Source organism: Sorangium sp. So ce321 (assembly GCF_051530195.1).
GTDB lineage: Bacteria > Myxococcota_A > Polyangia > Polyangiales > Polyangiaceae > Sorangium.
The window spans coordinates 7,884,776-7,906,715 of sequence record NZ_CP150329.1; the positions used below are offsets into that span (position 1 = coordinate 7,884,776).

Here is a 21,940-nt window from a genome sequence, read left to right on the forward strand (position 1 = left end):
GGAGCTGGAAGCCGACGCGCCGCCCCGCGCTGTCATCAAGCATGGCCTTGACGACGCACGCCGGCGATAAACGTACGATTTGATCGGTTATTTGATGCGGATCGCCGAGAGGTCTGGCTCCTCGGGCCGGCCGATGAGGAGAGGTGCGCGATGGCGATAAGGCCAGCCAGATCGACGCTTGCCGAGGTCCTCTCAACTTCGTGAATTAGTGTTCTCTCGATAACTTGACCAACACCGCGCTCGCGGGAAACCAGAGCAGCAGCGGCTGGTCCTCAACTGGAACGGTGCCTCGGGGTGGGCGGACTTTACCGGCCGCCAGATGCCCATCAACGTGCAGCAGCCCGGCTCCGACATGTGGCACATCCAGGCTCGCACCACGGTCAACTTGCCGCAGGCGGGACGCTACCTGCTGACATTCCGCGCCAAGGCGGACGACGTGCGCACGGTCGTGGTGAACCTGGGGCGCAACGGCAACGGCGACAACCACGGGGCGAGCTACGGCCGCTCGTCATCGAGGAGTGAGGGTCGGCTCGGCGGACATGGCCGCACGGGAGCCGTCGCGCCGCGCCTGTGTAGCGCGCCAGGACCGCCGGGTCGCTGGTTGTCCGACATCCGAGCTTCGCGATCCCGCACTCTTCATGGGTTCCCGGGCCCCCGCCGCCTCTGGTAAGGTGCTCTCCTCGGGAAAAGCGCGCCTCGGCGCCGTGTGCGCTCTCGAGATCCATGAAAGGACGTGGTGCGCCATGCGCGACCTGACTCGTAAGCTCTTCCGCCCTGCGCTGATTCCTCTCCTCGCGATCGGCTGCGCTGTCCTCCAGGGCCTGTCGGGCTGCGCCCCGGCGGATACGGCCGCCGCGGAGGACACGCGCGTCCGGCACGTGCTCGTCGCGCAGGCGAACATCGACCAGCTCCCGCCGGGCGAGCGCCTCGTCCTCGCGCTCGACGCCGAGGCGGTCGTCTACCACGTTCAGCTCGATCCGCCGCTCGACGTCGATCGCGTCGTGCTCCGCTCCGGTCCGCTCGAGGCCTCGCTGCGCGACGCCCTGGACGCGCTGCGGGCGCGCCACCTCGATCCCTTCGCGGCGGCCGACGGCCGGCTCGTCCTGGCCGGCGATCCGGCGAGCTTCGACGCGCTGAGCCGGGCCGAGCTGGATGAACTCCGCCGGGTCGGCTCGCTCTCGGCTCGTGCGGGCAGCGCTCCCCGGCCCGCGCCCCAGACGATCGACCCCGATCCGTGCGGCGAGGAGACGCGCTATGCCCGTGTGGACCTCGGTGAGCTCCGCCTCTGGGGCTCGCAGGTCACGCTCGACTGCGGGCCGCCGCCCCGGCCTCCGCTCTGGGCGAAGCTCTTCGGCGACAGCCAGGACCAGGCCCCCCACGCCGTCGCCGTCGACAGCGCGGGCAACGTGGCCATCACGGGCTCCTATATCCAGGGGATCGACTTCGGCGGCGGCGCGCTCCCGCAGGCGCTCTCCAACGACGCCTTCGTCGCGATGCTCGACGCCGCCGGCAACCACCTCTGGAGCAGGGGCTTCCCCAGCCCACAGGGCTCCTACGGCAACGGCGTCGCCATCGACGGCGCGGGCAACGTGATCCTCGCCGGCGAGTTCTCCGGCACCGTGGATCTCGGCGGCGGCCCCCTCACCAGCGTGGGGACGAGCAGCATCTTCCTGGCCAAGCTCGATCCAGCGGGCAACCACCTCTGGAGCAAGCGCTTCGGGGCGGTCGGAGGACGCAGCGCCTCGCGCACGATCGCGGTGGACGGCGCGGGCAACGTGATCCTCGCCGCGGTGAGCTCGGGCGGATCCATCGATATCGGCGGGGGCCCGCTGCCGTCCGCGGGCGATTACGACGCCCTCGTGGCCAAGCTGGATCCAGCGGGCAACCACCTCTGGAGCAAGCGCTTCGGCGACGCGAGCTTCCAGGACGGGGAGGGCGTCGCCGTCGACGCGTCGGGCAACGTGAGCTTCGTGGGGCTCTTGACGGGACAGGCAGACTTCGGCGGCGGCGTCTTGACCAGCGCCGGGCAGAACGACATCGTCGTGGTGAAGCTCGATCCTCTGGGCGACCACCTGTGGAGCAAGGTCTTCGGCGACGCGGACGATCAATACGGAATCACCATCGCCTCGGACGCGTCCGGGAACGTCGTGGTGGGCGGGTGGTTCCTCGGTACCGTCGACTTCGGCGGCGGTCCGCTGGTCGCGAGCGGGCCGAACGACGGCTTCGCGGCGATGCTCGACGCGAGCGGGAACCACGTGTGGAGCAGGAGCATCGGCGGCGGCGGCAACGACGCGGTGATCTCCGTCGCCCTGGACGCCTCGGGCAACACCGCCGTGCTCGGGTCGTTCGAGGGCGGCGCCGACCTCGGGGGCGGTCCGGTCCCGAGCGCCGGAGCCAACGACATCTTCGTCGCCAAGTACGACGGCGCCGGAGGCCACGTGTGGAGCAGCCGCTTCGGCAACACGGCGGTGGCGTACGGCGGCGTCGCCTTCGACGCAGCAGGCGACGTCTACGCCGCCGGGGAGCTGTACGGCGACGTCGACTTCGGCAACGGCCCCATGACGTCCGCCGGCGGCCTCGATGTGTTCGTCGTGAAGCTCGGTCCCTGAAGCCGATCGCCCGATCGAGCCGGATCGGGCTGGTGCCGCGTCGCCAGGTCCGTCCCTGGGTCATCAGAAAACGAACCACAGAGGCACGGAGGGCACAGAGGAGAGAAAGAGAAGCTATGTGCCCTCTGTGGCTTTTGTTGAAGGGGTCGCCTTCACTCCACAGCGGGCAAGAGCATGCATGGATAGGTTATTGATACAGCGCCACTTTCCAAGGAGAGAGGCGGATCGCTCAAGGTGCTCGATGTCACCAGGGCGCGCAGCGTGGCCGTACGGTGGGACCGGTGATGCCGCGGGCCCTTCACCGCGGGCGACGCGGCGGCGGAGGGCGCCCCGTTGGGCCAGACCGGCCCCGCCCTCGGCGGCGAAACAGGCTGTAGAGCGACAGTAATAATGACCCCCTGGCGACAGTAAAACTGACCCCCCTCCCTCGCGCCAGAGCGGAGGAAACGGTATGGAAAACAGGGACTTGGACGTGGCACCTCTCCGTTCAGAGGTGCTGAAGATGATCGAGCCGGACATTATCCGGCAGATTCGCGAGTTAGCGGGTCGCGGGTGGGGCTCCAAACGAATCGCCGCGGAGCTCGGCGTTGCGCGCAACACAGTCCGCCGCTATTTGCGCGGTGGAGCCGCTGCCGAGGCGCAGATACGCCCTGCTCGGCGCTGCTTGGACGAGGACGGCCGCGCGGAAGCGAAGCAACTCTTCACCGGCTTGGCGGAGGGCAACGCCGTGGTCATCGCAGGCGAGCTTGCCAACCGCGGCATCTCTGTGAGCCCGAGGACCGTGCAGCGCATCGTTGCGGATCTTCGCCGCGAGGAGAGGGCTGCCGATGTGGCCAGCGTACGGTTCGAAACTGCCCCTGGCTACCAGATGCAGATCGATTTTGGTCAGAAGCAGGTCCGCATCGCCGGCACATTCGTCCGGGTGCACCTGTTGGTCGCCGTATTGAGCCACTCACGGAGGCTCTTCGTCAAGGCATTTCTGAGCGAGCGACAGGACGACTGGCGCGAAGGGATCGCAGAAGCGTTCCGCCACTTCGGCGGCGTCACTCGCACCCTGCTCGGGGACAACGCGCGCTCGCTGGTGCTCGGCCGCGAGCGCGAGACAGGCACCGTGACGTTCCACCCGGCTTACTTCGCCTTCTGCCGCGATTGGGACGTCATCCCGCGCGCCTGCGGGCCCTACCGTGCGCGCACCAAGGGCAAGACGGAGTCAGGCGTGAAGTACGTCAAGCGCAACGAGCTGGCAGGGCGTGAGTTCGAGTCCTTTGCAGCGCTGGAAGGCCATCTGGTCCGGTGGATGGCCGAGGCCGACCAGCGCATCCACGGCACGACCCACGAGGCGCCGCTTGTGCGCTTCGAGCGCGATGAGCGGCACGCGCTCCGGCCGTTGCCGTCACGGCCCGTGCCGGTGCGAGAGCAGCGGCTTCGCCGACGCGTGGCCAACGACGCCCTCGTCGACGTGGACACGGTCCGCTACAGCGTCCCGCACCGGCTTGTGCGCGACACCGTGGACGTCGTCGTCGGTGAGCGCGAGGTCCGCATCTACCGGGGAACGGAGCTGGTAGCGCGGTACGAGCGCTCCTTCGAGCCTCATGCTCGCGTCACCGACCCCAGCCACTTCGACGGGCTGTGGCGCAGGCCTGCCGCGCCCACGCAGCCGGAGGCGCCCCTGAGCGCCCCGGAGGCCATGGGACGCAGCCTGTCGGACTACGCGGCCGTCATCGGGGAGGTGGTCTCGTGAGCCGCGAGCTGGTGCATGCACGCGTTGTTGAGGGCCTCAGCCGGCTCAGAATGCGCTCCATCGCCGAGCGGCTCGACGCCTTGCTCTCCGAGGCGGCCAGGACCGAGCCGACCTACCTCGATTTCCTGGACAAGCTGCTGTCCGAGGAGATCGGGTCCAAGCAGCGCAAGCGGGTGGCGATGGGGATCCAGATCGCACACTTTCCGACGATCAAGACGCTCGAGGACTTCGACTTCAAGTTTCAGCCCTCGATCGACCAGAAGCTCGTCCGCGAGCTCGCCACCGGACGCTTCATCGCCCAGGCCGAGAACGTGCTGGTCTTCGGCCCTCCCGGCGTGGGCAAGACGCACCTGGCCATCGCGCTGGGGCGGGCCGCCGTCGAGGCGGGGCACTCGGTGCTCTTCACGAGCGCGACCGCGCTGCTGGCGACGCTCTCGAAGGCCGAAACCGAAGGGCAGCTCGCGGAGAAGCTCCTCCTCTACACGAAGCCGAAGTTGCTGGTGGTCGATGAGCTGGGCTACCTGCCCTTCGAGAGGCAGAGCGCCCATCTCTTCTTCCAGCTCGTTGCCAGGAGGTACGAGAAGAGCAGCACCCTGATCACGACAAATCAGGTGGTGACGCAGTGGGGAACGGTCTTCGGGGACGAAGTCCTCGCTGCCGCCATCCTCGATCGCTTGCTCCACCACAGCCACACCCTGATGATCTCGGGAGACAGCTACAGGCTGAAGCAGAAAAAGAAGGCGGGGCTGCTCGGCGGGAACGCCGCGCCGGCCAGGTGATCCAGGAGCGCGGGAGGGGGGGTCAGTTTTACTGTCGTAAGGGGGTCAGAAGTTACTGTCGCTTGACACAGGCGGATGATATGGAAATCGCTACCGTTTCCGGCGGCCGCTCGTCAGCGACCGGTCTTTCTGGCGGTACTCTTCCGCGGGGGTGAACCGTCGCGATCCGTCGCTTCCGCGGGGATTTCGGGAGAGCGTGGCGACGGATCGCACCCGTTCAGAGGGCGTGGACCCAACCCGGGCCCAGCGGCCAAGCCCCGGGCTTGGGGAACTCGCCGTGACCGATCCGTCGCGTCGTGCTGCGGTGGTCGCCTCGCTCGCCAGCACCCTATGCCGCGCCGTCGCCCTCGGGGATGAGGTGGCGGCCCGGGTCGTTCACGAGGCGCTCGGTCGGCTGCTCGGGCTGCTGGTGGCACCGGAGGGGTGAGCAAGCTTGGGCAGAACGTCGAGCCCGCCGCTCGCGTCGACTCGCTGCCGGAGCCTTGCCGCTCGCCAGTGCCCGCAGGCTCTGCTGAGATAGGCCGCGCGCAGTGGTTGCGTGCCGAAGCGCCCTGGAGGGCTCCGGCAAAGTGCTGTCGGCAAGCAGCAGGCCTGTGCCGGGGAGACAAGCGCGGAGGCGTGCGGTCGCACGGTGTGCTTTTGTGGCCCGCGTCCACCACAGCCTTATCGCTCGCCGCGCCATGGGTGCGGAGAGGCCGGGCAGTAGGATTGATCCGATCTCGACCTGGGCCGCGGCGCGCGACGACGTCCTCAGAACGTCAGATTCGCCGCGATCCTGACCTGAAGCGGCGCCTGGTACGCCGTTGGTTTGCCGAAGTTCGGATTCTTGTCCTTCGGGTCGAACGGAGTGTCGCTTTCAGCGTACACGAGCTTGCAGGCCGGCCGATTGCATTCCAGGGGCTCTCCCGCAGGCATGTCGGCGCTCGTGCCGTTCTCGATCGGCGTGATGCTTGCGCTGGTATACCGATTGTCAACGGCGGTCACGGCGTGAAAGTTGAACACGTTGAACGCATCCACGGAGAACGACAGCGCCATTCCCTCGCCCAGGGCGAAAGATGAAACGAGGCGTGGGTCCACCGACGCAACCCACGGCAAACGCTCGCCGCTGCCGCGGGGCAAGATGAAGACCTCGGTGGAGCCGTAGCCAGGGTAACCTGCGAGGTAATTCGTGGGTCCGCCAGACTGCGCGCGCACGGCGAGACCGACCGTGATGTGCGCCCAGGACGCGACAGCGAAGTCCTTCGCGCCGAAGACCTTGATCTGGTGGCGTCGATCCCCTGGAAGGTCGCCTGTCCTGTTGATCCATAGCAGCGGCGAATCGAAATCGGAGTTCCTGTTCGGCTGAAGCTGGGTCGTCTCCGGCTGGAACAGGCCGGCGTAGTTGCCCCGCAACCAGGAGAGCGTATAGCTCGCCTGCGCGAGCCATCCGCGAGAGAACGACTTGGCGGCGAGCAGCGTGACCGCGTCGTAGTTCCGCACCGCGGCCGGGACGTCCCTGGCGATTCCTGCGCCAGGGTTGCCGATGAAGGAGGTGGACCCGTTGTCGCGACTCACGTCTTCTACCACGTCGTTCATGTAACGCTTCGTGTAGTGGAGCGCGATACGTCCGCCGGGGATGAGCTCGCACTCCGCCCCGAGGACGATCTCATCGAGCGACTGCGGGCGCAGCGAAGGGTCGATCTGCGCAGGCTCGCCGCCGAGGACTGTCCAAGCGCGGTTCGGGTTCCATTGCCGGTTTCCAGGGGTTGCCTTGTCGCATACGGCCTTCGCGGGTTCCGGACCGAGGGGCACGCATGCGTCGGGGTGTTCCGGGTCCTTGTGATAGCTGGCACGCACGATTCGATCGCCCGGGAACGATCGATCGGCGAGGGAGAGAGGGATGCTCTCGAAGTACCTGGCAAAGCTGCCGAACACCCTGGAGCGCCCCGCGCGCGTGAGGTCGTACACCAGGCCCACCCGCGGAGCCCACTCATGATGAAGCGCGATGGCAACACGCCCCTCATCGCCAACCAGAACCTGACTGTCATAGCGCACGCCGAGGTTGACCACGAGCCCCTGGGCGACACTCCAGCCGTCCTGCACGAAGCCGCCGACGTCAACCGAGGCCGATGAGGTCTGGAGGGACGGCAGGATCTTCGGCTGGTCAGGCCCGACGAGATAGCCGTAGCGAGTCCCCGTGTACCGGGTGCCCTCGCTGTTCTCCCGAAACCATACGCCGCCGGGATACGCGAGCTCGTGGTCGAACGTGCTGACATCAGCGTCGAGCCCCACCTTGACGACGTGTTGCCCGAGGGCCTTCGCCAGCCATGTGACGCTGGCCTTCCCATGGAAGTGATGGAACGTGGAGATGTCGATCCCTCGCGTCCCGCCCCTGTGGTACTCGGACACGGGGCACATCGGAACGCGCAGCCCGCTCCCATCCGCGCCGACGGTCTCGATGAACGGGCATGTCTCAGCGGTGGCCTCGCCATACTCGGTGATAGAGTGAGACTCCGGTCCGCCCTTTCGATCCCAGACGTGCGGGATGCTCGCGAGCCCGCCGTCGTTGCCGAGGGACGATCCGTCCGACGGGAGCGTGGCGGTGCGATACCGAGCGCCTGCGAAGCTCACGTCGAGCAGGAGTCTCCTGTCCATGAAGGACGCAGAGAGGACCGTTGCGGCGTTGATGGACGACGCCGTGACATCGCTGGCGAGCGAACCGAAGGTGCCTGCGATGTTCGAGTGCTCGACGTCGCCGGTCTGAGGGCGGACCGCGAACGTGCCGTTGCCTCCCGCGCGCAGGTAGGACCCGAAAGCGACCACCTCCCCGCGGATGTTCTCGTTGGCTTGCCACGTCAGCTTGCCGATGGCCTGCGCACCCCGCTGATCGGCGTGATACAGCCGGTTCGTCCCCGGGATCGGCGTCACGGCCGTCCCTCCGGTCTCGCTGTCGATCACCGGCTCCGCGTTGGGCCCGGCACCGTTCCAGACCTGCCTGTTCAAGTACCGATCCATGTCGAAGCGCGTGAGCGAGAGAGCCGCGCCACTATAATACCAGAGCCGGCCCTCTCGGATGGGCCCGCCGATGTCGAAGCCGATATCCCGAATCGACGAGAGCGTGATATCTGTCTGGATTGTCTGTCCCTCACGCCGGACCGGCCTCCTCGCGCCTTCCAGCACACCGGGCGTGATGCTCGAAAACAAAGAGCCGTGGAGCTCGTTGGTTCCCGTCTTGGTGACCACGCTGCTGACGCCCCCCGTGACACCGCCGTATTCGGGCTTCAGGCCGCTGGTGAGGACGTTCACCTCGCGGACGAACTCCGCGGAGAGCGGCGTGCCGACGAAGCCCTGGCCCGGCTCCCGAACAGTGATCCCGTCGACCAGGTACAGGTTCTCCGGCGACGAAGCGCCGCTCATGGAGTATCCGTAGAGATCGGCGTTCACGCCGGGCGCGACCTCGGAGAGCGCTTCGAAAGACCGCATGGCCGCCCCCTTCGCGTTCTGGCGCCAGAGCGGCACGCGATGCAGAAGCTCGGGCGTGATCGTGACGCCCGTCGTGCTCGAGCCGACGTCGATCGAGGGCGCACGGCCCTCGACGACGATCTCCTCACCACCCAGCTCGAGCGGCACGAGCTTGACATCAACCCGATTCGTGCTCGTCGCGTGGAGATCGAGCTCCAGCACCGCGTAGGGGCGAAAGCTGGCCCTGTTCACGCGGATCGCATAGCGATCCGGCGAGAGCCCGGAGACGCGGTATTCGCCCGACGTGCCTGTGACCACGGTCCGCGACACGCCCGTCGTGGTCGAAACGACCTCCACGCGCGTACCGGGCAAGGGCTCGTTCGTCGCGGCGTCCCTCGCGACGCCTACCAACGTCGCGCTCTCCTCGGCCGAGGCGACGCGTGAGAGCTGGACGAGTAGCGCGAGCAAGATGGAACAACCCATTCGTACGCAGCGCATGCAGATCCTCCTGAAGGTTGAGATTTACGCAGGCAGCTCGAGCGAGTACCCTCGCGCGCCATGAGGCTCGTCGTGGACGTAGGGGCTGGGCGCGTGCTCATCGAGTCCTTGGAGCTACGCAATCAGTGGGTCGACTTTTACGCGACCCTCGCGCTGGCACGCACACACGAGGCGACAAGCGATTCATTCGTCGGCGCAGACACGGTGTCTCGGACGGGGCCCTGGCGCCACAAGGTCCCGGCGAGCGTGGGCAAGGAGATCGCGAGGCACCTCGCGTGGCTCGACGAGCAGTCGCTCGGGACGCTGCTCGGTAGCCGCGGCAAGACCAGATCGTGGAGGCTGACGATCCCGCCGAAATCGATCCGCCTGCTCCCCAGCCGCGATGAGGTCGCTCGATGGGTCGAGAGTCGTTCGGCTCACGCGCACGACGAGCACGCGTGGGTCGGGGGCCTGCGCAGGCTCGTCGAGGCGACGCTCTTGCTGTACGAAGGCAAGTTCGATCAGGTGCTGTCGCACCTGGAGCAGCCCGTGGACGCCTCGATGGAGCCCGCGGTGGAGGCGTGGGCGGCGCTGATCCGCGGTCGCGCAGCATACCACGGCAAGGAGGATGCGCTCCTCTCGGCGCTGCATGAGGCGTGGGCTCGGCGTGCGGATGGACCAGGGCGCACGGTAGGCGCGAGGCTGCGCGCGCTCGTGTCCGCGGCGAACCGCTTCGACAAACCCGAGGCCGAGCTGCGGGCGCTCAGTCGATTGGCCGCCGAGCTCGAGCTTCGAGGGGACACCGCGGCGCTCGGCTCCGTGCTGAACGTGATGGGTCTGCTCGCGAGGCGCGCGGGCGACACATCGGGCGCGATGACCTATCACCTTCGAGCGGTCGTATTGCTCGGAGTCTGTGGGGATTACCCCTCGCTCGAAGGAGCATTGATGAACTTGGCGAACTGTCGTCGAGAGTCGTTGCAGAAGAATAATCAGCCGATCGACGAGGTGGTTTTCATGCTCGTCGAGCTGGCGCGGCTCGTGTGCAGCCGGCTCGGCGTCGGGATCAACTCGGCGCAGACGGAGGTGGCCGCTGCGCAATGGGCGCTCGAGGCGGGAGACGGCCAGAGGGCCAGGTATTATCTCCGCGAGGCAAAGACGATCGTCGAACGCATAGACAACATACTCGATCAAGCGTGCTTTCATTTTGCGCGGGCCCGGATCGAGCTTGCGTTTCCTGATGGGGGCAGCGATCCGCTCCGGGATTTGCGGACCGCGGCGCGCCTCTTCGAGGAAGCCGGAGACCGAATGGCGCTCGACGAGACGAAGCGGCTGCTCAAGGTGCACGCACTGAAGAGAGGCAGATGAACACGTATGCCGCATTCACGCTTCCGTGGTGAGGGCTCTCGGGACGAAGGGCGTGACGAGGAGGGGCGCGAGCAGCGATGCAGCCTGGACGAAGAGCAGCTGGTGGAACGAAAGGCCGAGCTTGTCGTGCAAGCTCGAGGCGATGAGCGGCGCGAGCCGCAGCGCAAAGTTGCTGACGCCCAGGATGAGCGCGAAGCTGAAGGCCGAATGCTTGGGAGACGCGGCGCGCGCGGCGAGCTCCTGAATGGCAGCCACGCTCAGGATCTCGAAGAAGCCGATGAGCCCGTCGAGGAGGAACGCCGATGTCCTGGAGCGGTAGGCAAGATAGAGAAGCGCGGCGACGATCTTTACGGGGATCGCGACGAAGAGGAGATATCGATATTGGATTCGCTTCGAGATCTGTGTATATGCCAGAACCCCGAGCAGCCCTCCTGTCGCCTTGAGCGTGTAGAGCACCCCGATCTCGCGATTGGACATAGAGAGCGCGCCCGTTTGGAAGCGAAAGAGCACATCCCCAGGGTCCGGCGCGAGATAGTAGAGAAAGGACACGGCGATGGCGATCCAGAGGAAGCTCGAGCGGAGCTGCTCAGCATCGGGCCGCGTCACGCTCACGCCGGGCTGCTCTTGGTCGCGTTGAAAGAACGACTCATCGCGCAACGAGACGGCGGTGGCTGCGGCCATCGCCACGAGGAGGGCGGCCGCGACGGCGCTGGTTTGCCATAGAGTCCTTCCCGCGAGGTACCCGCCGATGAGGTGCGCGCTGACGGACGCGCAGTTCATCGCGATTTGCCGGACGTTGCTGAACCGAGATACGGCGCCGAAGGCCCGTCCGGCGTCGATGAGGAGCCCGCCGACGGCGGTCGTCGCGAAGAGGATGGCGACGTTGATCGCGAGGACGAGGACGACGAGCGCGACGCCCCGCTGCGGGACAACGGCGGACACCGCCCAGAGCACGGCGGCGAGAAGCGTGCTGCTGACGATGTAAGAGCGCCTTCGGCTCCCGAAGAGCCGTACGCGATCTGAGAGGAGGCCCGAGAGCCATTTGATGCAGTTCGGGATCCCCACGATGAGGAAGAACGTGGACACCTCGGTCGTGGACATGCCGAGCTCGTCCTTGAAGATCGACTGGAGCGGAATGCCGCCGAGCCGCAGCGGACCGGGCATGGTGGTCGCATACACGCCGAGTCCGATCAGGAAGGCCGTGCGCCGGGGCGAGGGTTGGCCGGGTGTCTCGGAGAGGGGCGTCGACGCGTCGCGCGGGTGTTCGACAGGAGGGGCGGCGTCCTTGGTGTCCACTGTCGAGCCTCCCGGCACCGCGGCGCGCCCCGGCCCGTGCTGACGGGCCGAGGCTCGCGCCGACGTGATGCGCTGCGTGGACAAACCTATCACGGGGCGAACGTGACGGTGAAGGTCTTCTGGCCGTCGATCAGGTACTCGGTCCCGCCGGCTTTGGTCTTGATCACGCTCGCCGCGCGGGGTCCAGGCGCTCCGCCCGGAGTGCACGCGAACGTGCGCTGCTGCGCGCCGCCGCTCGTCTGGAGCGTGATACCGTTTGGCCCGGTGCAGTCGGGGATCCATGCGACCGTCGAGCTGCAGAGATTATTGCCGTTGATCGAGAAGCTGCTCAGCGCGCCCAACGTCGCTGTCCTCGGCTGGACGTCGTAGACCTCACCCACCTGTATCGTATGGACCGTGGTCGAGCCGCCGGCGTGATTCGCGTTGAACGTCGTGCAATAGATCTTCATGGATCCCGCGCGCGACCACGTCATCGGTATGCGGAAGACCGATCCGCTCGATGGGGCCCAAGGGGAAACGTACGGAGGTTCGCTGATGTTCGAGTCAGCGGAGCCGCAGTGAACCTTCACGGGGTAACCATCGGGATCTGTGCCCGTCGCCACGGTGATGTCGGTCGCCACGCCGGCGACAGCGCAGGCAGGGGCGTCGATCCTCGGGTGCGTGGGCGTGCGAGTGTAGGAGATCGCGAACGCGTTCGCGACGTTCCGGGCGGGCTTGAACTCGTTGGCGGCGGGTTCATCGAACAACTGACCGTTTCGGACCATCGCCGTGGAATTGCCGCCATCGAGGACGATTGCGTCCCATACGTCGCCTGTAAGCACATCCGAGCACAGCTGGTGGTACAGGTGCCGGCCGGACATCGACGAGATCAGGCGGAGCTCGCGCTTGCACCCCGCGCACTTCGGATCTCCGTAGATTGCGACGACGGTGTTCTCGTCATCTTGCACGCCAGTGTGATTGGTCAAGTAGGTACACGTATCAGATGGCTTGGCAAACTTATTGATCGGCCAGATCGTTGAGCCAAGCATCACTGCATGGCCGCCGGGCTTCGCCTTGATCTGATCCATCTTCAGCTTCGCGACATCATAGAATTGGCGCGGCCACAAGGAGGCCTCGAGACCATCCTGCTCGCTGGCACCAATGACCATAAGGCGCTCGTTCTCCTTCGCGCTATCATGGCTCAGCTCAATATTCTCCGTCGACCTGACGGACCATGAGAAGGTACCAATACCGATGCGAGACTGGCGAGGGCGACCCTCGTCCTCATGTGCGCACCAATAGTGCTCACCACACCGAAAGTCGTCGTCCGGGTCCCCGGTCAGTGCTCCCCAGGGCGTCGCGTTGATTGCAATGTGCTCCGTGTGAAGTTGCTTGACATGCTCCGTCACCGGTTTGAGCGCGTGCCATGCGTAATCAGCCGGCAACGGCTTGGGGTCAGGATTCGGGTCCTGAGGAAGTGGAAGATCAGCATGGATCGACACGCGGTATCCATTTTGACCCAGCGGAAACGACGCTATATAGACCCCGTTCGTATCGTCGGTGGTCAGGTCGTACCCCGCGAACGACCGCGTGATAGGCTCGACAGAACCTGGGCCCACCGCGGAGAAATGTTCGATGGTGGCCCGGAGAGTGCGGCTGGCTGGATCGACCGTCGTCGGTCGCCACTCCGCGTCATGCAGCACGCGGAGCGCGTCCCTGGCGAGCAGCTCCGCCTCCGTCTGCGTCGGCGGGAGGTTCGACGGATCATAGGGGATCTCGACCGGCACCGGCTTCTCGAAGCGCAGCCCGTCCGGCATCAGCTCGAAGCGATCGCCGAGCCCGTACGGCTGTGCCCTCGGATAGATTATCACAGGGACAGGCGCGTCCACCGCGCCGGCAGGAAACGTGAACGTCGCGCCGGCGACCACGATCCTCGTCTCCCTGTCCGGGAGCACCATATCGCGCCCTAAAACGGGCGCATCTGCGAGCGGCTGCGTCGTTGACGCCTGGTACACGTACACCCGCAGCTTCGTCCCTGGCGCCGAGGCGATCCTCGCCGTCAGCATATGCGACCCCGCCCCGAGCTCACGCGTCGCCGCCGCGGTCTCCGTGTTTTGGTTGAACGCCGACGGCCCGAGCAGCTCCTCCCCGTCGAGCATGAACCGTCCTGAAGCGAGGACTCGCGGCTTGGCCTCCACGCTCGTGACGGACACGCACACGGGGACCGTGCCGCCCTGGAGCGGCACCGCCTCCGGCTTGACCTCGAACGGGAGAGCCGTCTCCTCCGGCTTTCCTTTCTCACGTGTGATGACGGACGTCGCCAGGACGCGCACGACGTTCTTGCAGGCGTCGCCCTCCGACGTGTGAGAACTGGGGGTCACGGACGCGTCCGTCCCTGGCGTCCTGCCCGCGGGGTCGCACGCGTAGCCAGACACCAGGGGTACGAAGAGAGCGAACGCGAGGCCAACCATCTGGAACCTGGGCATATCTCGGCTCGTCATGACCACGTCCTTTCCTTGCGCAGCGAACGCACGCGCGTGCCACCGCGTGCGTCAGGAGCCGTCGCACGCGCCCGCACGCGGATGCAGCGCCCCGCGGCCGATGTGTCGATCACGGTACGCCGCCGCCGGTGTTCACACAAGTTCACACGCGCGGAGAGGGCTTGCGCAGCGAGGAAGCCGCGCGCTGCCAGGCGCATTCGGCAGGCCAGCGCCTCGCTCGACCGGGAGCGTTCTTGAATCGCAGGAGCGAGCGGTGAACGCTGCGCCGACGGCACGGCTGCTTCGCTCTCGGATCCCGCGTTCGCGGGCTGGCGCGGCGGAGCCCATGTGAACCGGTGTGAACGATGCGCCGCTGCTATGGTCCCTCCTGCGAGCGCCCGATGCTGGGTTGGACGGGTGAACGTCGCTTGCTTGGTCGCTCGCGTTTGGACTCGAACGACGAACACGGAGACGAAACATGACTTCGAAAATGATCAGGGCGATGGCGTACGCGGTTCTCTTCGGACTGACGCCCGCGGGTTGCATCGCCGAGGACGGCTCGTTCCAGGAATTCCAGGACGACGATGTCGCTGGCGGTGAGGAAGCAGTCGGAGAGGTCGCGCAGGCGCTCGATACGTGCACGCCGCTGGGCACCGGCGGCGGCACATGGGGGGACATCCTCACGCTTTGCAGGACGCCGGCCAACAATCTCTATGTCAAGAAGCGCAGCGGCTCGTTCACGTCCTCGGGGACGATGAAGTTGAAGACGTGGCTCGGGACCATTTACACGACCACCGTCTTCCCGGGCGCCACCACGGTCTACTTCGGACCCCAGCTGCCGGGGTGGTATTACGCGGTCTACGAGTCGAACGCGCCCGGAACCGCCTATACAGGAGAGATCCAGGTCCGGTAGCGTCTCTCCAGGAGCGTAGATCCGCCGGCGCACCCGCTCGGCGGACGTACCACGGGCGCCCGCCCGAGGCTTCCTCTTGACGCTGCGCGGCATCGGTCTGTTTATGGTGACCTCGCCGGCCGCCACGCCGGCGCCCAGGAAGCACCATGCAAGAAATGGCACTCCGCCCCGCAGGCTGTGGAGTGAAAGCGGCCCCTTCGATGCATGGATAAGTTGTTGACCAGCGCGTGCAGCGTGGCCGGACGGTGGGACCGGTGATGCCGCGAGCCGTTCACCGAGGGGTAAGCAGGGAACCGGATCCCTAGCCGGAAACCCGTAACGGTGGTGTTTCCCAGGGCAGATCGCGCAGCTTCAAGTACAAGCGCCGCCCCCGTAGAGACAGCGATTGCGCATTGAAGAGGCGCGCGAGCTCCTGCTGCAGGACGCGCGCGGAGGACGAGGACACAGGATCGATCCACATGGTTGTCGCCTGGTTGTCGAGGCAAGCCAATAGGCTGCGTGAAAGCAACAGTTCGTGCACTCGCAACAGGCTCATCGCCTGCACCTCTCGAAGTGGGCTCTTCATCAGCAGGACGGCGAGCGCGTTGTACATCAGCAGCATCAGGTTCTTGCAGAGCGCTTCGGCACCCGCGGGTATCCGCACCCCCTTGTCTGCGGGGAGTGGGCGATCCGCGTCCGCTCTTGCTCGTTGCTCTGCTTTTTGCGGTAAAAACGACGGATCCCCTGCATCGCTTGTGGTAAAGTAGTCGGCGTGAGGGACCCGACCTCCTCAAGGAGCGATTGCTCACGCGCGGCGAGGCGTGCAAGTTCACCATCGACGCCGCGGCTGGCGGTCTTGGTCAGTCCGCGGTCGAGGTTCTTGTCGAATCCGACCGCGACCAGTGCCTTGATGGCATTCTCGTTCGACGGCCAGCGCGTCTTGTACAAGCGATCGAGGTTTCGCAGAGCGGCCTTGGTCAGCGGCCGGCCCGTGCGGTAGCGCAGCGCTTTGGTCGAGGTGCGCCCCTTGCTTGGATGGGCGGGGAAGATCACCTCCTCCGGCGTCGCGTCCTTTGGCCTTCCTCGGCTCCCTGTACTTCGGGTCGCCTTGCCTCGCGCTATCTTGCGATCTCGTCGCACGAAGACGGGAAGATTCGATCGAGTGCGGACTCTTGGCACACGCCGGTTGCGGGTCAAGCGCGTCGAGCCCCGACTGACGGTCACATAGGGGATGCCCCTGGCGGCCGCCCAGCATAACGTCGCCGTCCCGCTGCCGCCGCGATCCCAGATATGATACCGCAGGTTTGCGTCCATCCACGTCACGCGACGCGTTTCGCCGTGCAACGCTTCCAGCGCATCCTGCAATGGGCTTGCGGGTTTGTGCCAGGAGACATGATAGGCCAGTGTCGGACCACCGTCTGGTCGCACGAACGTCAGGCCGAAGTACGTCGCCGCCAGAAGTCGATTGCCAAGGTTTCCGATCGCCGCAGCGTACGCGGGCTTCTTCGTCCAGTACACCTGATCGAACATGTCGGTGTAGGCGATGGCCTTCGTCCCGCAGGCGGCCACGGCCTCGTGCACCTGCGCCTCGACCGTGCGGGCGACGCTGTCGGTGCCGCCATCGCGAGCGAGCTGACGAGCGTGGTTGCGCAACGTGCTTTCATCGTACGGCCGCGCTCGGCCCGTCCAGATCGGCTCGGCACCGGCATGCCGCTCGCCTGCGATCCATCCGCCAGGCGACATCAACCGTCCCACCAACGACCCAAGGTGCGTCTGGATCAGCTCCGCCTTGGCTGCAGCGGCGGGGGGTGCGCTCGGCTGCGACGACGTCGCCTCGGACGACGGCTCGCTCGGCGCGGCTAACTGGGTGGCGATCTGGGCGAGCGGCTCGGCCAGCAGCGCCGGCCACAGCAGCGTTCCTACCGCGGTGGCCGGCCGTGCGGTCGTGACCGGTGCGGGGGCAACAAGGGGAAAGCCAGCGGTACCACGGCGCTGCCTTTTCGAGGAGGCCCCGGGAGCCGATGCGGCACCTTGGCTTGCATCAGGGTCAACTGGATCAGTGCGTCGCTGGGCATCGACTCTTCGGGCTCGTGCTGTTTGATCCACACCCCGATCTGACGGGGGCCGATGTGTCTCGGAGGATGCGTACGCCGCAACACGTAATAAGCTTGCAGGATCAACGCGCGGGTTGCGTTCAGGCCGTCGAACTCGTCGAGATGCCCACTCAGAACAGGATCCGCCATCGCCCCTCTTGAATAGCATACTCGCTGTAACGGTCGCCTTCCCTGCGCGGCATTCCCCGCTACAGTTTGATCACTCGCCCTTCGTGCGGTTCAGCTCTCTCGCCCGCTAGGCGTTTCGAGCCCGCTTTCGCCGCATCAGGCCCGTGGGGTTCCGGTTCCGTGCTAAGCGGCGGCGGAGGGCGCCCCGTTGGGCCACACCGGAGCCACCCTCGGCGGCGAAACAGGCGAAAACTATGGAATTTACCGGTGTTTCCGGCGGCCGCTCGTCAGCGACCGGTCTTCCTGGCGGGATTCCTGACGCGCGAAGCTAGCCGCCACCCGGACGTGGCGCCCCCTCAGGCAGGCTCCTGCACCTCGACGCCGCGGCCGCCGTCGAGCGCCAGCTCCCCCTCCCCGCCGTCCGGCCGCCGGAGCCGCTCCGACAGCAGCGACAGGAGATCGTGCGTCGAGAGCCTGCCCGCCTCGTCCTTGCCGCCGAGGACCTGGGCCACGAGCGAGCGCTTCTCCTCCTGCAACGACAGCATCTGCTCCTCGATCGTCCCCAGCGCGAGCAGGCGGTAAATGGTGACCGGCCGCCGCTGGCCCAGGCGGTGCGCGCGGTCCGAGGCCTGGTCCTCGACCGCAGGGTTCCACCAGGGGTCGAGGTGGATCACGTTGGTGGCCGCGGTGAGGTTGAGGCCGAAGCCGCCCGCCTTGAGCGAGATGAGAAAGAGCGGCGCCGTCCCCTCCTGGAACTCGCGCACCCGCTCGCCCCGCGCCTTCCGGGGCGTCTCGCCGTCGAGGTACACGTAAGCGACGCCCCGCGCGTCGAGCGCCTCGCGCACCAGCGCGAGGTGCGACGTGAACTGGCTGAAGACAAGCGCGCGCTGGCCCTCGGCGCGCAGCTCCTCGACGAGCTCGATGAAGCGCACGAGCTTGGACGAGACGAGCTCCGAGCCCGCGTCGTACAGGCGCGGGTGCGAGGCGAGGAGCCGCAGGCGCGTGAGCGCCGCGAGGACCTCGACGCGCCGCTCCTGCTCGCGCAGCGCCGCCCGGCGCGACTCGAGGTCGGACAGCGCCGCGAGGCGCGCGTCCTCGTAGAGCTGCCACTCGGCGCTCGAGAGGACGACCGGCACGCGCACCTCGGTGCGCGCCGGCAGCTCGGCCTCCACCTGCGCCTTGGTCCGCCGGAGGAGGAAGGGGGCGAGCACGCGCGCGAGCGCGGGCGCCGCGGCCGGGTCGCTCTGCCGCTCGATCGGCGTGGCGTAGCGGTCGCGGAACGAGTCCCAGCCGCCCAGAAGGCCAGGGAAGACGATGGTGAAGAGGCTCCAGAGCTCGCCGAGGTGGTTCTCCAGCGGCGTGCCCGAGAGCGCGAACCTGAAGTCCGCCTGGAGCGCCCTGGCGGCGCGGGCGCGCTGCGTCGTCGCGTTCTTCAGGCTCTGGGCCTCGTCGAAGACGACCGTGGCGAAGCGCCGGGAGGCGAGGCGCTCGGCGTCGCGCGCGAGCAGGCCGTAGCTCACCACGAGCACGTCGCCCGGGGCGAGCCGCGCGAGCGCGTCGGCGCGATCGACGGCGTCCGCGTAGTGCGTGAGGCGCAGGGAGGGCGCGAAGCGCTGCGCCTCGTCCTTCCAGTTGAAGGCGACCGAAGTGGGGGCGACGACGAGCGCCGGCCCGAGCTCGCGCCGCTCGAGCAGCAGCGCCAGCGCCTGCACGGTCTTGCCGAGGCCCATGTCGTCGGCGAGGACGCCGCCCGCGCCGAACGACGCGAGCCGCGCGAGCCAGCGGAAGCCGTCGACCTGGTACGGGCGCAGCTCGGCCCGGAGCGCCGCCGGCACCGCAGGGCAGAGCTCGCCGGCCGCCGCGACGCGGTCGAGGAGCTGCCGGAGCGGGCCGTCCGCGTCGAGCGCGGCGCCGGCCGCCTCGATCTCGCGCAGCACCCAGGCGGCCGAGGGGCCCAGTGTGAGGCCGACGCGGGACGCATGCACGTGATCGGAGAGGCGCTCGAGGTGCTCGCGGAGCGCCTCGCCCAGCTCCACGTACGTGCGGGCCTCGACCTCCACGTAGCGGTCCTTGCGGCGCACGGCCTCGAGCAGCCGCGCCATCTCCACCCGCTCGCCCTCGACGCTCAGGCCGCCGAGGACGCCGAACCAGGCGCGCCGCCGCTCGAGGACGACCTTGAGCGCCTGGGGACCGCCGCTGGGCAGCGCGCGCAGGGGCGCGCCCACCCACTCGAGCTCCGGGGGCGGGTCGCGCCGCGCGCACGCGGCGAGCAGGTCGAGCGCCCCGTGCGCGCTGTCGAACCGGTAGTGGAAGGGGCGCCCTTCCTCCAGCAGCTCGGCCCCGGAGAGCGGGAGCTCGGCGCAGAGGGCGCGGGCGAAGTCCTCTTCCTGGCGCAGGTCGCGCACCGCGTGCAGCGCCTTGTCCCCGCGCCGGACGAGCACGTCGCGCGCGCCCGCGCCCGGCGCGAGCGCGGGGCTGTCGACGAGCGGCCGAACGCGCAGCTCGACCTCGACCGCGCCGTTCGGCTGGGGCGAGACCCGCAGCACCGGGAGCAGCAGCGCGGGGATCGACTCGCCCATCACGCTGCGCGGCATGGCGACGGGCACGCGCAGCGCCCACCGCGAGAGCGCGGCGAGCAGGGCGGCGTGGCTCTCGGGCGGGAAGAGGTTGCCCTCGCGCAGGAGCACGTCGAGCAGCGTCCGGACCTCGGCCTTGACGTCGAGCAGCGTGAGCCGCCGCGCGCCCTTGTCCCAGTCCCAGAGGAACAGCGCGTCCTCGGGCCGGGCCCGGCGCACGCGCTCGAGCACCGCCGGGGGCAGCGCCGTGCCCTCGACGCCGGCGCTCACCCGCACGACGCCGTGGCGCTCCTCGGCGACGAGGCCCACCGGCGTGCGCTCGACGCGCACGGCGATGTCGGGGGCGTCGTCGAGGAAGAGGCGCGGATGGCCGATGAGCGCCTCGATCAACGCGCGCGCGGCGAAGCCGTTGCCCTCGGGCAGGAGCGCCGCGACGCGGGCGTCCTCCGGGGAGAGCCGGGCGCCGTGCTCCTGGAGGAGGCGCTTCTTGCCGACCTTCGCGCCGGCGCCGCGCTGGCCCTTCTTGCCCAGCCGGTGGACGCAGGGCGCGACAGCGACGCCGACGTCCTCGACGACCTGGAGCCGCCAGGTGATCTCGACGCCGGCGCGCCCGCCGGGGCCCTCGTCGAGGGCGCGGTCGAGCGCCAGCAAGGTGCGCTCCCAGGTGGGGCGGCCGAGCTCGTCGAGCGCCTGGAAGAAGGCCTCGCTCGGGGGCTGGCGGAGCCAGAGCAGCGCCGCGTCGATGGCCGCGAGCACGTGGACGCAGTCGCCGCCGCCGCAGCTGCACTCGGCGCGGAGCGCCCCGGGCGCGATGGAGAGCCGCGCCTCCGGCCGGACGAAGCCGGCGCCCGCGCGGTGCGACTCGAAGGGCAGCGGGTCCTCGAAGCGAAAGCCGGGGAGCGCCGCGTCGAAGCGCAGGGCGGCGGCCCGGAGCGCGCGCTCGAGGCGCGGGGCCACGGCGTCCGGCACGCGCGCGCGGAGGGCGCAGAGCCGCTCGTGCGCCGGCAGGGCCCGCGGCTCCTCGGGCGGCCGCAGCAGCGACGGGACCGCGGCGCGCGCCAGGGCCGCGTCGGCGCGCTCGTCCTCGAGGAGGCGAAGGACGAGGGGCGGCAGCGCGGCGCGGAGGCGCGGGGACGGCAGCCACTCGGCGGCGCGGGAGAGGGCGTCGGCGCTCGCGAGGTCGATGAGGCGCCGGCGCGCGCCGAGGACCCGCAGCTCGGGCCAGAGGGCGGGGTCGACGCGCGGCGCGACCGCCTCGAGGTTCAGCCGGCCGAGGTGCGCGACGCCGTGGCGCGCGAGCCAGGCGAGGAGGGCCTCCCGGGTCTCGAAGGGCGCCGCCGGCGCTGCGGGGGTGGCGGCCTGGGTGTCGTCTGCCATGTCCGGCCGTGTAACGTCGTGGGTGTCCGGGCCTGGTTCAAGCCCGATGTGACCGGCGGCCGCCGAGGACCTGGGTGAGCGGGCCTGGTCAAGCCCGATATGGCCCGCAGCCGCCGAGGGCGTGGGTGTCTGGCCCGATCGTCATCGGGCGCCGCGACGGCCTCACCAGGGTGTTGCCGAAGGAGCCAGGCGCCTCCGCCGAGGTGTGGCTCGCGATGCACGAGGACCTGCGGACGAGCCGGCGCGTCCGGCGCGTCGGGGGACGGCCGCCCGCCTCGCGCTGATGACGGCGGCGTGCGGTTCGAGCGATAGCAGCGACGGTGGAGGACAGCGCCAGGGGCGCGAGCCGCGCCATGGGTGAGCTCGGGGCCACTGTGGAGACGTGATCGGGCGCGTGCCAAACAACGACGCCGTCAATCCACCACACGAGATCCAGAATCAATAGATGGCAGTACTACGAGGGTTACCTCGTGCGGTACATCCTCTACGGCATCGACAGCATCGGGCTCGACGCGACCGAAGCGATCCTCGCTCCGCGGCTGGCCGGCGACGGCCAGGTCGACATCGGCGTCGACGTGGTCCCGGCGGACAAGGTCGATGCTTACAACGACTTTCTCGACTCGATCGGCTCGGAGCAGCAGCGGTGCCGTGACTCGGGGAGACCTCGCGCGGCGCGTCGGCCGCGTCGATGTTCCGGCTGCGGCTC

At 68.3% G+C, this 21,940-nt stretch carries 13 protein-coding genes; 7 read left to right on the forward strand and 6 right to left on the reverse strand.

Annotation, left to right across the window (positions count from 1 at the left end; all coding sequences use genetic code 11):
- The first annotated feature begins 743 nt into the window (after positions 1-743).
- The 4 genes from WME89_RS28935 (at position 744) to WME89_RS28950 (ending at position 5,556) form a co-directional block, all read left to right on the forward strand.
- Positions 744-2,609 (forward strand): hypothetical protein, encoded by a 1,866-nt coding sequence (locus tag WME89_RS28935; protein WP_438002918.1) that lies wholly within the window; start codon positions 744-746, stop codon positions 2,607-2,609.
- A 502-nt stretch (positions 2,610-3,111) separates the two neighbouring features.
- Positions 3,112-4,350 carry an IS21 family transposase gene (gene istA / locus WME89_RS28940; protein ID WP_438002919.1) on the forward strand — a complete coding sequence of 413 codons (1,239 nt, stop codon included), beginning with the start codon at positions 3,112-3,114 and terminating at the stop codon, positions 4,348-4,350.
- On the forward strand, positions 4,347-5,129 hold the full coding sequence (istB, locus tag WME89_RS28945; RefSeq protein WP_438002920.1) for an IS21-like element helper ATPase IstB: 783 nt from the start codon (positions 4,347-4,349) through the stop codon (positions 5,127-5,129). Before istA ends, istB begins: the two co-directional genes overlap by 4 nt.
- 277 nt (positions 5,130-5,406) lie before the next feature.
- Positions 5,407-5,556, forward strand: coding sequence for a hypothetical protein (locus tag WME89_RS28950; RefSeq protein WP_438002921.1), 150 nt, complete (start codon positions 5,407-5,409; stop codon positions 5,554-5,556).
- Between the two features lie 323 nt (positions 5,557-5,879).
- Here the strand turns inward: WME89_RS28950 and WME89_RS28955 are convergent, their stop codons facing one another.
- The gene (locus WME89_RS28955; protein WP_438002922.1) at positions 5,880-9,068 is read right to left on the reverse strand and encodes a TonB-dependent receptor domain-containing protein; all 3,189 of its coding nucleotides are present in this window, start codon (positions 9,066-9,068) and stop codon (positions 5,880-5,882) included.
- A gap of 477 nt (positions 9,069-9,545) precedes the next feature.
- On the opposite strand from WME89_RS28955, the gene WME89_RS28960 reads away from it, so the two are divergent.
- On the forward strand, positions 9,546-10,412 hold the full coding sequence (locus WME89_RS28960; protein WP_438002923.1) for a hypothetical protein: 867 nt from the start codon (positions 9,546-9,548) through the stop codon (positions 10,410-10,412).
- A gap of 15 nt (positions 10,413-10,427) precedes the next feature.
- Here the strand turns inward: WME89_RS28960 and WME89_RS28965 are convergent, their stop codons facing one another.
- Both WME89_RS28965 and WME89_RS28970 read right to left on the reverse strand, forming a co-directional pair.
- Positions 10,428-11,576: an MFS transporter gene (locus tag WME89_RS28965; RefSeq protein ID WP_438002924.1), complete on the reverse strand. Its 1,149-nt coding sequence runs from the start codon at positions 11,574-11,576 to the stop codon at positions 10,428-10,430.
- 221 nt (positions 11,577-11,797) lie between these two features.
- On the reverse strand, positions 11,798-14,068 hold the full coding sequence (locus tag WME89_RS28970) for a phosphodiester glycosidase family protein (RefSeq protein WP_438002925.1): 2,271 nt from the start codon (positions 14,066-14,068) through the stop codon (positions 11,798-11,800).
- 601 nt (positions 14,069-14,669) lie between these two features.
- Between WME89_RS28970 and WME89_RS28975 the strand changes: the two genes are divergently transcribed.
- Positions 14,670-15,080 carry a hypothetical protein gene (locus WME89_RS28975; protein WP_438002926.1) on the forward strand — a complete coding sequence of 137 codons (411 nt, stop codon included), beginning with the start codon at positions 14,670-14,672 and terminating at the stop codon, positions 15,078-15,080.
- Positions 15,081-15,381: 301 nt separating this feature from the next.
- Here WME89_RS28975 and WME89_RS28980 read toward each other — a convergent pair whose 3' ends face one another.
- From WME89_RS28980 to WME89_RS28990, 3 genes are all read right to left on the reverse strand, one after another.
- Positions 15,382-15,681, reverse strand: a complete 300-nt coding sequence (locus WME89_RS28980) for a hypothetical protein (RefSeq protein WP_438002927.1) — start codon at positions 15,679-15,681, stop codon at positions 15,382-15,384.
- A complete protein-coding gene (locus tag WME89_RS28985; protein WP_438002928.1) occupies positions 15,681-17,165 on the reverse strand; it encodes a hypothetical protein in 1,485 nt (494 codons plus the stop codon). Before WME89_RS28985 ends, WME89_RS28980 begins: the two co-directional genes overlap by 1 nt.
- Positions 17,166-17,637: 472 nt before the next feature.
- Entirely contained in the window at positions 17,638-21,234 is a 3,597-nt protein-coding gene (locus WME89_RS28990; RefSeq protein WP_438002929.1) for an SNF2-related protein, read from the reverse strand.
- Between the two features lie 125 nt (positions 21,235-21,359).
- Between WME89_RS28990 and WME89_RS28995 the strand changes: the two genes are divergently transcribed.
- Positions 21,360-21,518, forward strand: coding sequence for a hypothetical protein (locus WME89_RS28995; protein WP_438002930.1), 159 nt, complete (start codon positions 21,360-21,362; stop codon positions 21,516-21,518).
- Positions 21,519-21,940 lie beyond the last annotated feature (422 nt).

What these genes read in the sequence shown, in the direction of transcription:
- WME89_RS28990 (WP_438002929.1), bottom strand. Translation starts at nt 21,234, where the DNA reads ATGGCAGACGACACCCAGGCCGCCACCCCCGCAGCGCCGGCGGCGCCC.
- WME89_RS28975 (WP_438002926.1), top strand. Translation starts at nt 14,670, where the DNA reads ATGGCGTACGCGGTTCTCTTCGGACTGACGCCCGCGGGTTGCATCGCC.
- WME89_RS28965 (WP_438002924.1), bottom strand. Translation starts at nt 11,576, where the DNA reads ATGCCCGGTCCGCTGCGGCTCGGCGGCATTCCGCTCCAGTCGATCTTC.
- WME89_RS28935 (WP_438002918.1), top strand. Translation starts at nt 744, where the DNA reads ATGCGCGACCTGACTCGTAAGCTCTTCCGCCCTGCGCTGATTCCTCTC.
- WME89_RS28980 (WP_438002927.1), bottom strand. Translation starts at nt 15,681, where the DNA reads ATGCTGCTGATGTACAACGCGCTCGCCGTCCTGCTGATGAAGAGCCCA.
- istA (WP_438002919.1), top strand. Translation starts at nt 3,112, where the DNA reads ATGATCGAGCCGGACATTATCCGGCAGATTCGCGAGTTAGCGGGTCGC.
- WME89_RS28955 (WP_438002922.1), bottom strand. Translation starts at nt 9,068, where the DNA reads ATGCGCTGCGTACGAATGGGTTGTTCCATCTTGCTCGCGCTACTCGTC.